Genomic DNA, 13,299 nt, shown 5'->3' on the forward strand with positions numbered 1-13,299 from the left:
GCCAGGAGAACCAGCGATGACCCTCACCGAGGACCGTCCGAGCACGAGCGAGACCACCGGCTCCGGCCGCGTCGTCCGGGTCACCGGCCCGGTCGTCGACGTCGAGTTCCCCCGGGACTCGATGCCCGAGCTGTTCAACGCCCTGCACGTCGACGTCACCCTCGCCGACCTGGGCAAGACCCTGACCCTCGAGGTCGCCCAGCACCTCGGCGACAACGTCGTGCGCACCATCTCGATGGAGCCCACCGACGGCCTGGTCCGCGGGGCCGAGGTCCGCGACACCGGCTCGGCCATCTCGGTCCCGGTCGGCGACCAGGTCACCGGGCACGTGTTCAACGCCCTCGGCGTGTGCCTGGACGAGCCCGGCCACGGCGCCGACGGCGAGCGCTGGACGATCCACCGGCACGCGCCGAAGTTCGACCAGCTCGAGGGCCGCACCGAGATGCTGGAGACCGGCATCAAGGTCATCGACCTGCTGACCCCCTACATCAAGGGCGGCAAGATCGGCCTGTTCGGCGGGGCCGGCGTGGGCAAGACCGTCCTCATCCAGGAGATGATCCGCCGCGTCGCCCAGGAGTTCGGTGGCGTGTCGGTGTTCGCCGGTGTCGGCGAGCGCACCCGCGAGGGCAACGACCTCATCACCGAGATGACCGAGTCCGGCGTCATCAACTCGACCGCGCTGGTCTTCGGCCAGATGGACGAGCCCCCGGGCACCCGGCTGCGCGTGGCCCTGTCGGCGCTGACGATGGCGGAGTACTTCCGCGACGAGAAGGACCAGGACGTCCTCCTCTTCATCGACAACATCTTCCGGTTCACCCAGGCCGGGTCCGAGGTGTCCACCCTGCTGGGCCGCATGCCCTCCGCGGTGGGCTACCAGCCGACCCTGGCCGACGAGATGGGCGAGCTGCAGGAGCGGATCACCTCGACCCGGGGTCGGTCCATCACCTCGCTGCAGGCGATCTACGTGCCCGCCGACGACATCACCGACCCGGCGCCGCACACCACGTTCGCCCACCTGGACGCCACGACGAACCTGTCGCGGCCGATCTCGGAGAAGGGCATCTACCCCGCCGTCGACCCGCTGGACTCCACCAGCCGGATCCTCGACGCGCAGTACGTGGGCCAGGAGCACTACGACATCGCGTCGGAGGTCAAGCGGATCCTGCAGCGCTACCAGGAGCTGCAGGACATCATCGCGATCCTCGGCATCGACGAGCTCGGTGAGGAGGACAAGGTCACCGTGAACCGGGCCCGCCGCATCGAGCGGTTCCTCTCCCAGAACATGTTCGTGGCCGAGGCCTTCACCGGGCAGCCGGGCTCCTTCGTCCCGCTGTCGGAGACGCTGCAGGCGTTCAAGGCGCTCACCGAGGGCGAGTACGACCACGTCCCCGAGCAGGCGTTCTTCATGTGCGGTGGCCTCGAGGACCTCGAGGCGAACGCGGCCAAGCTGACCAGGTAGTCGCACCGCGCGGTCCCACGACGGCCGGGTACCCCCACGGGGGTGCCCGGCCGTCGTCGTCCCGGGCCCGTCCGGCGCCGCCCCACGGGCCCCACTAGCATCGACGCCGAGGTCGCGGCGCGGCGTCCTCGACCCCCACCCACCGACTCCGTCCACCACCCGTCCGGGTGGTGGTCGCCGTCTGCCCTCGCGCGGGGCCGTGGTGGGTCCGATGATCAGGGAGAGAGCGCCGGGACGACCCCGGTGCACGGCAGGAGAACCAGCGTGGACGACAGCCCGCACCCCGGAGCGTCCCCGGCCCTCGGTGCGCCCGTGGCCGTGCCCGAGCCGGCTGTGGCCCTCGACGCCGGGGAGCACCCGTCGGCCCCGCTGCCGGCCGTCGACGCCGACTGGTGCTGGCCGCCCTACGCCCCGCCGCCGCCGGCGGACACCCCCCGCTTCGACATCGACGAGTGGGCGCCCAGCTCCGTCGTGCGCCGGCCGCTGGTCCGGCTGGGCCGCTGGACCCTGCTCTACCGCCGCGGCGTCTAGCCGCCGCACAGCCCCCGGTAGGATGGGGCCGACCCGTCGCCGGTAGGCGACCAGCGCACCGGCCAGACCGGTGGACCCCGAGGAGTGTCGTGGCGACCCTGCAGGTCGAGCTCGTGGCCGTCGAGCGCCGGATCTGGTCCGGCGAGGCGACGATGGTGATCGCCCGCACCACCGAGGGCGAGCTCGGCGTCCTGCCCGGGCACGCCCCGCTGCTGGGCGAGCTGGCCCCCGGCGGCGTCGTGACCATCCGCGTCGAGGGCGGCGAGGACCTCGTGGTCGCCGCGCACGGCGGCTTCCTCTCGGTCACCGAGCAGGGTGTGTCGATCCTGGCCGAGACCGCCGAGATCTCGACCGAGATCGACGTCGAGCGGGCCCGCGAGGCCCTGCGTCGCGCCGAGTCCGCCTCCGACGACGACGAGGACACCCTCGCCGCCGCCCGCCGGGCCCAGTCCCGCCTGCGCGCGGCGGGCCAGGCGGCCTGAGGCAGCGGGCGGGCCGGCGGCCGGGACGACGACGATGACCACCGCCCTGCTCGTCCTGCTGGCGGTGGCCGTGGTCGCGGTGGCGGCGACCTTCCTGCTGCGCCGCCGCTTCCTGCTCTCCGGCCTGGGGGCGGTCACCATGTGGCTGCGCCCGGTCGGTGCCCCGCGGTGGTCGGTGGGCGTCGCCTGGTACTCCGGCGAGCAGCTGCTCTGGTACCGCGCGCTGTCGCTGTCGGTCCGCCCGACCCAGCGGCTGTGCCGCAGCGAGTTCCACGTCGAGGGCCGGCGCCGCCCGACGGTCGAGGACGGCGCGGTGCCCGACGACAGCCAGGTGCTCATCTGCCGCACCGGGGCCGGGCCGCAGGAGCTGGCGATGGACCCCTCGACGGTGACCGGCTTCCTGTCCTGGATCGAGTCGGCCCCGCCGCTGGGGCGCTAGTCGCCCTGCTGCATCGCCGCGCGCTGGGCGTGCGCGCCGCTGTGCGCACCGGGCTCCCACAGCACGTCGCCGCCGGGGTTGGCCTCGCGGGACAGGATGAACAGCAGGTCCGAGAGCCGGTTGAGGTACTTCGCCGTCTCCGCGTTGGTGCGCTCGCCGTCGGCCTGCAGCAGCGCCCAGACGCTGCGCTCGGCGCGCCGCGCGACGGTGCGGGCCTGGTGCAGCAGCGCGGCCAGCGGGGTGCCCCCGGGCAGGATGAACGAGGCCAGCTTCGGGAGGGCCTCGTTGTGCCGGTCGCAGGCGGCCTCGAGCCGCTCGGTGTAGGCCGGGGTGACCCGCAGCGGCGGGAACTCCGGGTCCGGCGTGATCGGGGTGCACAGGTCGGCCCCGACGTCGAACAGGTCGTTCTGCACGCTGCGGAGCAGGTCGGTGAGCTCGGCGGGCGGCGCACCGAGCGCCAGCGCGACACCGATCACCGAGTTGGTCTCGTCGACGTCGGCGTAGGCGACCAGCCGCGGGTCGGTCTTGGTCACCCGGCTCATGTCGCCGAGGTGGGTCTCACCGGCGTCACCGGTCCTGGTGTAGATGCGGGTGAGCCGGACGGTCATGCCCGCAGCCTATGCAGACCGCGCGTCTAGGGTTGTGCGGTGGACTGCTTCGAGGTGACCGGTGGGACGTCGCTGCGCGGGCGCGTGCGGGTGACCGGCGCGAAGAACAGCGCGCTCAAGCTCATGGCGGCCGCCCTGCTGGCCAGCGGCCGGACCACCATCGAGGAGGTCCCCGACATCCTCGACGTGGCCATCATGAGCGAGGTGCTGCGCCGGCTGGGCTGCGGGGTGGAGTTCCAGCGCTACACCGACGGCCGCGGCGGCGGGGGCGGCCGGGTGGTCGTCGACGTCCCCGAGAACCCCTCCAGCGAGACCGACTACGACCTCGTCCGCCGGATGCGCGCCTCCATCAGCGTGCTGGGCCCGCTGGTCGCCCGGTGCGGGCAGGCCAAGGTCGCGCTGCCCGGCGGTGACGCGATCGGCTCCCGCGGCCTGGACATGCACGTGGCTGGCCTGGAGCGGCTGGGCGCCACCGTGCACAGCGAGCACGGCTTCCTCATCGCCACCGCACCGCGGCTGGTGGGCACCTCCATCTGGCTGGACTTCCCGTCGGTCGGGGCGACCGAGAACCTGGTGATGGCCGCCGTGCTGGCCGAGGGCACCACGGTGGTGGACAACGCCGCGCGGGAGCCCGAGATCGTCGACATCTGCACGATGCTCACCGAGATGGGCGCCCGGATCTCCGGCGCCGGCTCCTCGACCATCACCGTGGAGGGCGTGACCGAGCTGCACCCGGTCACCCACACCACGGTGCCCGACCGGATCGTGGCCGGGACCTGGGCGATCGGTGCGGTGATGACCCGGGGCGACGTGGTGGTCGAGCGCGCGGTGCCCGAGCACCTGTCGGTCGCGCTGGACAAGCTGCGGATCGCCGGCGCCACCGTCGAGGAGGTCGAGGGCGGCGTGCGGGTGGCGATGGCCGAGCGGCCCGCCGCGGTCGACGTCGTCACCCTGCCCTTCCCGGGCTTCCCGACCGACCTGCAGCCGATGGCCGTCGCGCTGGCCGCGGTCTCCAGCGGCACCGCGCTGATCACCGAGAACGTGTTCGAGGGCCGGTTCATGTTCGTCAACGAGCTGGTCCGGCTCGGCGGCGACGTGCGCATCGACGGCCACCACGCCGTGGTCCGCGGGCGCGAGCGGCTCTCCAGCGCCCCGGTGCTGGCCACCGACATCCGGGCCGGGGCCGGGCTGGTGCTGGCCGGGCTGTGCAGCGACGGCGTCACCGAGGTCGCCGACGTGCACCACGTCGACCGCGGCTACCCCGACTTCGTGGAGCAGCTGCGCGGGCTGGGCGCGACCATCGAGCGCACCCACCGCGACCGCGACTGAGCCGCGGTCAGCTCTGGAACGTCCCCGCCAGGGCGCGGGCGCGGTCGGCGTCCTCGGGGAACACCAGGACGTCGGCCCGGTGCGGCGCGGGGAAGCGCACCGTCGAGCGGATGCCGGCGTCGGACAGCACCGCCCGCAGCGCCAGCGCGGACTCCTTGCGGGTCAGCGTCGCCACCCGGGTCAGCAGGCCGTCCTCGGCGGGGGAGCGCCGCGCCTTCCCCGGGGTGGAGGAGGCGAACGCCCAGCGCAGGAAGACCGCGATGATCGCCAGCACGATGAACGCGATCACCGGACCCACGGCGTAGTGCAGGCTGCCGGCGTCGATGGGCACGGGTGCTCCTCCTGGGTGTGCGGGATGCAACCGAGTGTGCCACCGCGTGAGCAGCACGACACTGTGGTTACCGGCCAGTAGCCCTACACTCCGCGGACATGCCGACCCCTTCAGCGCCGAAGGACCGGGACCGCCCGTGGGTGATGCGCACGTACGCGGGCCACTCCTCCCCGGCCGAGTCCAACGCCCTGTACCGCCGCAACCTGGCCAAGGGCCAGACCGGCCTCTCGGTGGCCTTCGACCTGCCGACCCAGACCGGGTACGACCCCGACGACGAGCTGGCCGCCGGTGAGGTGGGCAAGGTCGGTGTGCCGGTCAGCCACCTGGGCGACATGCGCGCCCTCTTCGACGGCATCCCGCTGGGCGAGATGAACACCTCGATGACCATCAACGCCACGGCCATGTGGCTGCTGGCGCTGTACCAGGTGGTCGCCGAGGAGCAGGGCGCCGACGTCGCGGCGCTGGCCGGCACCACGCAGAACGACATCGTCAAGGAGTACCTGTCGCGAGGCACCTACGTGTTCCCGCCGGCGCCCAGCATGCGGCTGATCACCGACATGGTGGCCCACACCGTGACGGCGATGCCCAAGTGGAACCCGATCAACATCTGCAGCTACCACCTGCAGGAGGCCGGGGCCACGCCGGTGCAGGAGATCGCCTACGCCATGAGCACCGCGATCGCCGTCCTGGACTCCGTCCGCGACTCCGGGCAGGTGCCCCAGGAGCGCTTCGGCGACGTGGTCGCCCGGATGTCGTTCTTCGTCAACGCCGGCGTCCGGTTCGTGGAGGAGATGTGCAAGATGCGCGCCTTCACCCAGCTGTGGGACGAGCTGACCCGTGAGCGCTACGGCGTGGCCGACCCCAAGCACCGCCGCTTCCGCTACGGCGTGCAGGTCAACTCCCTGGGCCTGACCGAGGCGCAGCCGGAGAACAACGTGCAGCGCATCGTGCTGGAGATGCTGGCGGTGACCCTGTCCAAGGACGCCCGCGCCCGCGCCGTGCAGCTGCCGGCGTGGAACGAGGCGCTGGGCCTGCCCCGGCCGTGGGACCAGCAGTGGTCGCTGCGGCTGCAGCAGGTGCTGGCCTACGAGACCGACCTCCTCGAGCACGACGACCTGTTCACCGGCTCGGTCGTGGTCGAGGCCAAGGTCGCCGAGCTGGTCGAGGGTGCCCGGGCCGAGATGGCCCGGGTCGAGGAGATGGGCGGCGCGGTCGCGGCCGTCGAGTCCGGTTACATGAAGGGCCAGCTGGTCGCCTCGCTGGCCGAGCGGCGCCGCCGGATGGAGAGCGGCGAGGACGTCGTCGTCGGGGTCAACAGGTTCGAGTCCACCGAGCCCAACCCGCTCACCGCCGACCTCGACACCGCCATCCAGACCGTCGACCCCGCCGTCGAGGCCGCGGCCCAGGAGGCCCTGCGCGCCTGGCGGGCCGACCGCGACGACGCCGCGGTGGCCCAGGCCCTCGACGAGCTCCGGCGGGTCGCCGGCACCGACGAGAACCTGGTGGCCGCGACGCTGGCCTGCGTGCGGGTGGGCGTCACCACGGGGGAGTGGGCCGGCGCGCTGCGCGAGGTGTTCGGCGAGTACCGCGCCCCCACCGGGGTCTCGGCGGCGGCCACCGGCGAGGCCGACGGCTCGCTCACCGACGTCCGGGAGCGGGTCCGGGCGACCGGGGAGGAGCTCGGCGGGCGGCTGAGGCTGCTGGTCGGCAAGCCGGGTCTGGACGGGCACTCCAACGGCGCCGAGCAGATCGCCGTGCGGGCGCGCGACGCCGGCTTCGAGGTCGTCTACCAGGGCATCCGGCTGACCCCGGCGCAGATCGTGTCGGCCGCGGTCGAGGAGGACGTGCACGTGGTCGGCCTGTCGGTGCTGTCGGGCTCGCACCTGCAGGTGGTGCCCGCCGTGCTGGCCGGCCTGAAGGAGGCCGGGCTGGACGACGTCCCCGTGGTGGTCGGCGGCATCGTGCCCGACGGCGACGCGCGGCGGCTGCGGGAGCAGGGCGTGGCCCGCGTCTTCACCCCGAAGGACTTCGGGATGACCGACATCATGGGCCAGATCGTCGACGTCGTCCGCGAGGCGAACGGGCTGGACGCGCCCGTCCCGGCCTAGCCGCGGTCAGCGGGTCCAGGGACCGAACCGCACCGGGACGCCGGGCGTCCACAGCACGCTGTCCGGGGCGCCCTGCACGGGCACCCCGGCGGCGGCGGTGAGGTCCTCGGACAGGTCGACGAGCTCCGCCCGGTGCAGCGGCCACTCCGGGTGCTCGTTGGGCCAGTAGGCGGTGCGGCCGAGGAACCCGCGGTGCAGCCCCCACCGGGAGGTCAGGAAGCGCTCCAGCGGTCCGGGCTCGGCGACCCGGTCGCCGACCCGGACCGCGATCCGGCTGTGCGCCCCGCGCGGGCCGGGCCAGCGGCGCCGCGACGTGTAGGTCACCACGTCGCCGTCGCGGGCGACCGACATCGCCGCGAACGTGTAGGGCAGCCGGGCCACCCAGCGGGCGGCCAGCACCGGCAGCAACCGGTCGGCCTCCAGCGAGGAGAACACCACGCCCCTCCGTCCCCGCTCGTCGACGGAGTACAGCCGCACGTTGGTCTCGGCGAAGGACCCCAGGTAGGGCAGCCCCGGCAGGCCGAAGAAGCCGATCCGGCGCATCCGGAACGGGATGAGGCCGACGTAGGTGGCGCCGTCCAGGGTGTCGGGCCGGGTGCCGGGCGGCAGGTGCGGGGCGACCAGGGCGGGGTCCACCGCCCAGTGCAGGAAGGCGAGGTCGGCCCAGCCCTGGGTGAAGACGGTCCGGGTGACCGGGCGCGGCGCGAGGGGGGTGACCGGTTCTGGGTCCACGGGCGCTGCATGCCCGGCCCCGCGGCACTCGACACCGTGACCTGCGCGTGGTGGGGTCGCACCCATGAGCCGGCCCCCGCGCACGGAGCGCGTCGACGACGTCGTCACGGTCACCCTGTGCCGGCCCGAGAGGCGCAACGCGCTGTCCCGGGACCACCTGACCCAGCTGCTGGCCGCCGTCCGCGCCGTGGCCGCCACCGACGCGACCGCGCTGGTCATTGCCGCCGAGGGCCCGGTGTTCAGCGCCGGGCACGACTTCGCCGACGTGGCGGGGGCGCCGCTGGCCGACGTCCGGTCGCTGCTGGCGCTGTGCACCGAGCTGATGCAGACCCTGCACGAGGTGCCGCAGGTCGTCGTCGCCCGGGTGCACGCGCTGGCCACCGCGGCCGGCGCCCAGCTCGTGGCCTCCTGCGACCTGGCGGTGGCCGCCGAGTCGGCCGGCTTCGCCGCGCCCGGCGGCAAGGGCGGCTGGTTCTGCCACACCCCGATGGTGCCGATCGCGCGGAGCGTCGGCCGCAAGCGGGCGATGGAGCTGGCGCTGACCGGGGACGTCGTCGACGCCCGGACGGCGCTGGACTGGGGCCTGGTCAACCGGGTGGTCCCCGACGACGAGCTGGACGCCGCCGTCGCCGACCTGGTGCACCGGGCGACCCGGGGCTCGCGGGCGTCCAAGGCGTGGGGCAAGCAGGCGCTGTACGCCCAGCTGGACCGGCCCGAGGCCGACGCCTACCTGCAGGCGGTCGAGACGATGGCCGCCTCCTCGCAGCTGGACGGCGCGCGCGAGGGCATGGCGGCCTTCCTGGGCAAGCGGCAGCCGCACTGGACCGACTGACGGGCCCGCCCGGGCGGGCGCGGTAGCGTCGGCGCCCGTGCGCCTGGTCATCGCGACGTGCTCGGTCGACTACGTCGGCCGCCTCACCGCCCACCTGCCCACCGCGACCCGGCTGCTGCTGGTCAAGGCCGACGGCTCGGTGTCGGTGCACGCCGACGACCGGGCCTACAAGCCGCTGAACTGGATGAGCCCGCCCTGCACGCTCAAGGACGAGCTGGTCGACGGCGCCGGCACCTGGACGGTCACCAACAAGGCCGGCGAGCAGCTGATCATCACCATCGACGAGGTGCTGCACGACGTCCGGCACGAGCTCGGGGTCGACCCCGGCCTGCAGAAGGACGGCGTCGAGGCCGAGCTGCAGCGGCTGCTGGCGCTGCACGTGGAGACCTTCGGCCCGGGCTGGCAGCTGGTGCGCCGCGAGTACCCCACGGCGATCGGCCCGGTGGACCTGCTCTGCCGCGACGACCGGGGGACGACGGTCGCGGTGGAGGTGAAGCGGCGCGGGGAGATCGACGGCGTCGAGCAGCTGACCCGCTACCTCGAGCTGCTCAACCGCGACCCCCTGCTGGCCCCGGTCAAGGGCGTGTTCGCCGCGCAGGAGATCAAGCCGCAGGCCCGGGTGCTCGCCCGCGACCGCGGCATCGAGTGCCTGACCGTGGACTACGCCGTCCTCAAGGGCACCGACGACCCGACGCAGCGGCTGTTCTGAGACCCGCTTCACGGCCCGCGGTGGTTACCGGCCGGTAACCAGCTCTGGCAGACTCGCCGGACCGGGGTGCGACGACGAGGTCGCGCCGGGGACGAGGGAGCGGCAGCGTGGCCAGAGAACTCAGTCAGGTCGGGGTCGTGGGCCTGGGCACGATGGGTGCGGGCATCACCGAGGTGCTCGCGCGGGCCGGCCTGGACGTGACCGCCGTGGAGGTCTCCGACGAGGCCCTCGAGCGCGGTCGGGGCCACCTGGAGCAGTCCACCGACAAGGCCGTCCAGCGCGGCAAGCTCGACGCCGCCGAGCGCGACGTGGTGCTGTCCCGGGTGCGCTGGTCCACCTCGCTGGACGACCTGGCCGAGGTCGAGCTGGTCATCGAGGCGGTCCCCGAGCGGATGGAGCTCAAGACCGAGGTCCTCGCCCGGCTGGACAAGATCTGCCCGCCGGACACGATCCTGGCGACCAACACCTCGAGCCTGTCGGTCACCGAGCTCAGTGTCGCCACCGGCCGGCCCAGCAAGGTCATCGGGATGCACTTCTTCAACCCGGCGCCGGTCATGAAGCTGGTCGAGGTCATCAGCACCGTGGTCACCGAGCCGTCGGTCATCGCCGACGTCGAGGCGCTGGCCGAGCGGCTGGGCAAGACCGACGTGACGGTGGGCGACAAGGCCGGCTTCATCGCCAACGCGCTGCTGTTCGGCTACCTCAACCACGCCGTGTCGATGTACGAGGCCCGGTACGCCAGCCGCGAGGACATCGACGCGGCCATGCGGTTGGGCTGCGGGCTGCCCATGGGCCCGCTGGCGCTGATGGACCTCATCGGCATCGACACCGCCTACGAGATCCTCGACACGATGTACAAGCAGTCGCGCGACCGGCTGCACGCCCCCAGCCCGATCATCAAGCAGCTGATGACGGCCGGGCTGCTGGGCCGCAAGACCGGCCGCGGCTTCTACACCTACGCCGGACGGGACTCCGCCGAGGTCGTCCCCGACGCGCAGACCCCCACCCCCGGCGGCGCGGCCGAGGGTGCGCGACCGGTGCGCACCGTCGGGCTGGCCGGCTCGGGGACGATGGCCACCGGGATGATCGAGGTCTTCGCCAAGGCCGGCTACGACACCCTGTTCGTCGCCCGCACCCCGGACAAGGTCGAGGGCGTGCTCGCCGCGATCGGGAAGAGCCTGGACAAGCAGGTCACCCGCGGCAAGCTCGACGAGGACGGCAAGGCCGCCGTGCTGGCCCGGCTGACCGGCACCACCGACCGCGCGGACCTGGCCGACGTCGACCTGGTGGTCGAGGCCGTCGTGGAGTCCCTCGCGGTCAAGCAGGAGCTGTTCGCCGAGCTCGGCCGGATCTGCAAGCCCGGTGCCGTGCTCGCCACCACGACGTCCTCCCTGCCGGTCATCGAGTGCGCGCAGGCCAGCGGCCGCCCCGCCGACGTCGTGGGCCTGCACTTCTTCAACCCGGCCACGGTCATGAAGCTGGTCGAGGTGGTCTCCACCGTGGCCACCGCCGACGACGTCGCGGCCACCGCGCACGCGGTCTGCCAGCAGCTGGGCAAGCACGCGGTGTCCTGCACCGACCGGTCGGGGTTCATCGTCAACGCGCTGCTGTTCCCCTACCTCAACGACGCGGTGCGGATGCTGCAGGCCCACTACGCCACCGCCGACGACATCGACGCCGCGATGAAGGTCGGCTGCGGCTACCCGATGGGCCCCTTCGAGCTGCTGGACACCGTCGGCCTGGACGTCTCGCTGGCCATCGAGCGGGAGCTCTACACCGAGTTCCGCGAGCCCGGCTTCGCCCCGGCCCCGCTGCTGGAGCACCTGGTCACCGCCGGCTACCTGGGCCGCAAGACCGGTCGCGGGTTCCGGGAGCACGCCCGCCGGTAATCTCGCACCCGAGATGGGCAGAGGACGGCGGCGGCCGCACGCAGGTGCCCGGCCGCCGCTGTCCCGGCCCCAGCCGGTGGAGAGCGCCGAGGACGGCGACTGGGTGGTGCGCCCGGTCACCGGTGCGGCCAGCACCCGGGCCTACCGCTGCCCGGGCTGCGACCAGGAGATCCGGCCGGGCACCCCGCACGTGGTGGCCTGGCCGGTCTACGCCCGCGACTCCGACCTCGATCCCTGGGACACCGAGTCCTCGGTGGACCAGCGCCGGCACTGGCACACCGCCTGCTGGCGGGCCCGCGACCGCCGTCACTGAAGGGTCGCGTAGACCACCACGTTGTCGGTGTAGCTGCGCCGGGACCGGTCGAACTCCCCGCCGCAGGTGATCAGCCGCAGCTGCGCGTCGACGGTGGGCCCGTAGACCTCCTGGGTCGCGAACGCCGTCTTGGGGTACTCGGCGACCCGGGTCACGGTGAAGGTCAGCGTGCTGCCGTCGGCCCGCCCCACCAGCACCTGCGCACCGACCTGGATGTCCTCCAGGCCCCAGAACACCGCCGGCCCCGACCGGGAGTCCACGTGCCCGGCGAGCACCGCCGGGCCCACCTCGCCGGGTGCCACGCCCTGCGCGAACCACCCGGCCTGCGCGTAGTCAGCGGGCGGGACCAGCGCGCCGGTCGTGTCCACGCCGATCGGCACCAGGCTGCTGGACAGGTCGACGCTGGGCACGGCCACCGAGATCGGGGCCGGGGCCGTCGGGCTGCCCGTGCCCACCGCGGTGACCACCGGGGCCGGCGGGCCGACCGCGCCGACGGGCTCGGCGTCGGGCGCGGCGGGCTGCAGCAGCGCCACCGTGCCGGCGACGACGGCCACCACCGCGAGCGTCCACCGCAGGGCGGTGAGCACCGGCCGGCGACGCCGGTGCCGGTGCCGCCGCGGGGACGCGTCGCGGTCGGGGACCGCCGGCTGGGCGCTCAGTGCGCGGCGTGCCGGGGCGCGGTGCGCCGACCGGGGAGGCGCCGGCCGGCGGCGAGCACCGAGCCGAGCATGGCCAGCACGGCGACCGCACCCAGGGCCAGCGGCACGGGGCCCGACCCGGCCGCGCCGCCGCCACCGGCCTCCACGCCGCCGGTGGGGACGACGCCCGGGCTGGCCGCGTCGAGCACGGTCTGCACCTGCACCCCGGAGTCGCCGTCGAGCAGCAGCACCGTGTAGGACGAGCCGCCGGCCAGGTCCACCGGGAGGTCGGTCGGCGCGCCGGAGCCGCCGGCGACCTGCAGCGACGTCTGCCCGCCGGGGACCGAGACGTAGTCGGTGAGGTCGGGGAAGGCGAGGTCGGGGGAGAGGGTGGGCCCGTCGGCGAGCTTCACCGAGGCCGGCGTGAGGGTCTGGGAGGCGTTGACCACGCGGGCGCGGGCCTGGCCCGCGGCCGGCGGGGTGAGGTCGTCGTCCAGCACGGTCAGGCCCAGCTGGGCGAAGGTGCCCACGCCGGCGACGGTGAAGGCGGTGCCGGGGTCGACGGTCACCGTGGTGGACAGCACCGGGGCCGAGGTCGCGGGCGCACCGGCCGAGCGCATCGAGACGGTGTAGGTGCCCGCGGGGACCGACTGGTAGCCCGACACGGTGCCGTAGCCGACGCCGGTCAGCACGATGCCGGTGTCGGGGCTGGACACGGAGTCGACGTAGACGTCCACGGAGGGGGTGTCCGGGCTCAGGTGCGCCAGCCGGAGCATGCCGTCGTCGGCGGCGCCCGCGGCGGAGGTGCCCCCGACCAGCAGCGCCACCGTGGTGAGCAGGACGAGCGACAGGCTGCGCCGGAGGGCCACGGGTCTCTCCCAGGGTGATGACCGGAGTAC

General features: G+C 73.9%; 15 protein-coding genes. 10 read left to right on the forward strand and 5 right to left on the reverse strand.

What is annotated here, in order from left to right; translation table 11 throughout:
- Positions 1-16: 16 nt before the first annotated feature.
- From atpD to BLT39_RS16075, 4 genes are all read left to right on the forward strand, one after another.
- The gene (gene atpD, locus BLT39_RS16060; protein ID WP_091065697.1) at positions 17-1,459 is read left to right on the forward strand and encodes a F0F1 ATP synthase subunit beta; all 1,443 of its coding nucleotides are present in this window, start codon (positions 17-19) and stop codon (positions 1,457-1,459) included.
- A 312-nt stretch (positions 1,460-1,771) separates the two neighbouring features.
- The gene (locus BLT39_RS16065; RefSeq protein ID WP_131801498.1) at positions 1,772-1,990 is read left to right on the forward strand and encodes a hypothetical protein; all 219 of its coding nucleotides are present in this window, start codon (positions 1,772-1,774) and stop codon (positions 1,988-1,990) included.
- An 89-nt stretch (positions 1,991-2,079) separates the two neighbouring features.
- Positions 2,080-2,472 (forward strand): F0F1 ATP synthase subunit epsilon, encoded by a 393-nt coding sequence (locus BLT39_RS16070; RefSeq protein WP_091065703.1) that lies wholly within the window; start codon positions 2,080-2,082, stop codon positions 2,470-2,472.
- Positions 2,473-2,506: 34 nt separating this feature from the next.
- The gene (locus BLT39_RS16075; RefSeq protein ID WP_091065705.1) at positions 2,507-2,911 is read left to right on the forward strand and encodes a DUF2550 domain-containing protein; all 405 of its coding nucleotides are present in this window, start codon (positions 2,507-2,509) and stop codon (positions 2,909-2,911) included.
- Here BLT39_RS16075 and BLT39_RS16080 read toward each other — a convergent pair.
- Complete coding sequence (locus tag BLT39_RS16080; protein WP_091065709.1) at positions 2,908-3,519, reverse strand: cob(I)yrinic acid a,c-diamide adenosyltransferase; 612 nt, start codon at positions 3,517-3,519, stop codon at positions 2,908-2,910. The two genes, BLT39_RS16075 and BLT39_RS16080, sit on opposite strands and share 4 nt — an antisense overlap.
- A 39-nt stretch (positions 3,520-3,558) precedes the next feature.
- On the opposite strand from BLT39_RS16080, the gene murA reads away from it, so the two are divergent.
- Positions 3,559-4,848 (forward strand): UDP-N-acetylglucosamine 1-carboxyvinyltransferase, encoded by a 1,290-nt coding sequence (gene murA / locus BLT39_RS16085; protein WP_091065712.1) that lies wholly within the window; start codon positions 3,559-3,561, stop codon positions 4,846-4,848.
- A 7-nt stretch (positions 4,849-4,855) separates the two neighbouring features.
- Here the strand turns inward: murA and BLT39_RS16090 are convergent, their stop codons facing one another.
- On the reverse strand, positions 4,856-5,179 hold the full coding sequence (locus BLT39_RS16090) for a hypothetical protein (protein WP_091065715.1): 324 nt from the start codon (positions 5,177-5,179) through the stop codon (positions 4,856-4,858).
- A gap of 98 nt (positions 5,180-5,277) precedes the next feature.
- Here BLT39_RS16090 and BLT39_RS16095 point away from each other — a divergent pair, with 98 nt between their 5' ends.
- The gene (locus tag BLT39_RS16095; protein ID WP_091065721.1) at positions 5,278-7,287 is read left to right on the forward strand and encodes a protein meaA; all 2,010 of its coding nucleotides are present in this window, start codon (positions 5,278-5,280) and stop codon (positions 7,285-7,287) included.
- 6 nt (positions 7,288-7,293) lie between these two features.
- Here BLT39_RS16095 and BLT39_RS16100 read toward each other — a convergent pair whose 3' ends face one another.
- Positions 7,294-8,019: a YqjF family protein gene (locus BLT39_RS16100; protein WP_207508057.1), complete on the reverse strand. Its 726-nt coding sequence runs from the start codon at positions 8,017-8,019 to the stop codon at positions 7,294-7,296.
- A 64-nt stretch (positions 8,020-8,083) separates the two neighbouring features.
- Here BLT39_RS16100 and BLT39_RS16105 point away from each other — a divergent pair, with 64 nt between their 5' ends.
- The 4 genes from BLT39_RS16105 (at position 8,084) to BLT39_RS16120 (ending at position 11,762) form a co-directional block, all read left to right on the forward strand.
- Positions 8,084-8,851: an enoyl-CoA hydratase-related protein gene (locus tag BLT39_RS16105; protein ID WP_091065725.1), complete on the forward strand. Its 768-nt coding sequence runs from the start codon at positions 8,084-8,086 to the stop codon at positions 8,849-8,851.
- A gap of 37 nt (positions 8,852-8,888) precedes the next feature.
- Positions 8,889-9,560: an endonuclease NucS gene (gene nucS / locus BLT39_RS16110; protein ID WP_091065729.1), complete on the forward strand. Its 672-nt coding sequence runs from the start codon at positions 8,889-8,891 to the stop codon at positions 9,558-9,560.
- Between the two features lie 107 nt (positions 9,561-9,667).
- Positions 9,668-11,449, forward strand: coding sequence for a 3-hydroxyacyl-CoA dehydrogenase family protein (locus tag BLT39_RS16115; RefSeq protein WP_091065732.1), 1,782 nt, complete (start codon positions 9,668-9,670; stop codon positions 11,447-11,449).
- A 13-nt stretch (positions 11,450-11,462) separates the two neighbouring features.
- Positions 11,463-11,762: a hypothetical protein gene (locus BLT39_RS16120; RefSeq protein WP_091065736.1), complete on the forward strand. Its 300-nt coding sequence runs from the start codon at positions 11,463-11,465 to the stop codon at positions 11,760-11,762.
- On the opposite strand, the gene BLT39_RS16125 is transcribed toward BLT39_RS16120, so the two are convergent.
- Together BLT39_RS16125 and BLT39_RS16130 are read right to left on the reverse strand one after the other, a co-directional pair.
- Positions 11,756-12,349 carry a class F sortase gene (locus tag BLT39_RS16125; protein WP_242658477.1) on the reverse strand — a complete coding sequence of 198 codons (594 nt, stop codon included), beginning with the start codon at positions 12,347-12,349 and terminating at the stop codon, positions 11,756-11,758. The genes BLT39_RS16120 and BLT39_RS16125 overlap by 7 nt on opposite strands.
- Positions 12,350-12,417: 68 nt before the next feature.
- A complete protein-coding gene (locus BLT39_RS16130) occupies positions 12,418-13,269 on the reverse strand; it encodes a DUF4397 domain-containing protein (protein WP_242658478.1) in 852 nt (283 codons plus the stop codon).
- Between the last annotated feature and the right edge of the window lie 30 nt (positions 13,270-13,299).

The organism is Klenkia brasiliensis, from assembly GCF_900100695.1.
Classification (GTDB): Bacteria; Actinomycetota; Actinomycetes; order Mycobacteriales; family Geodermatophilaceae; genus Klenkia; species Klenkia brasiliensis.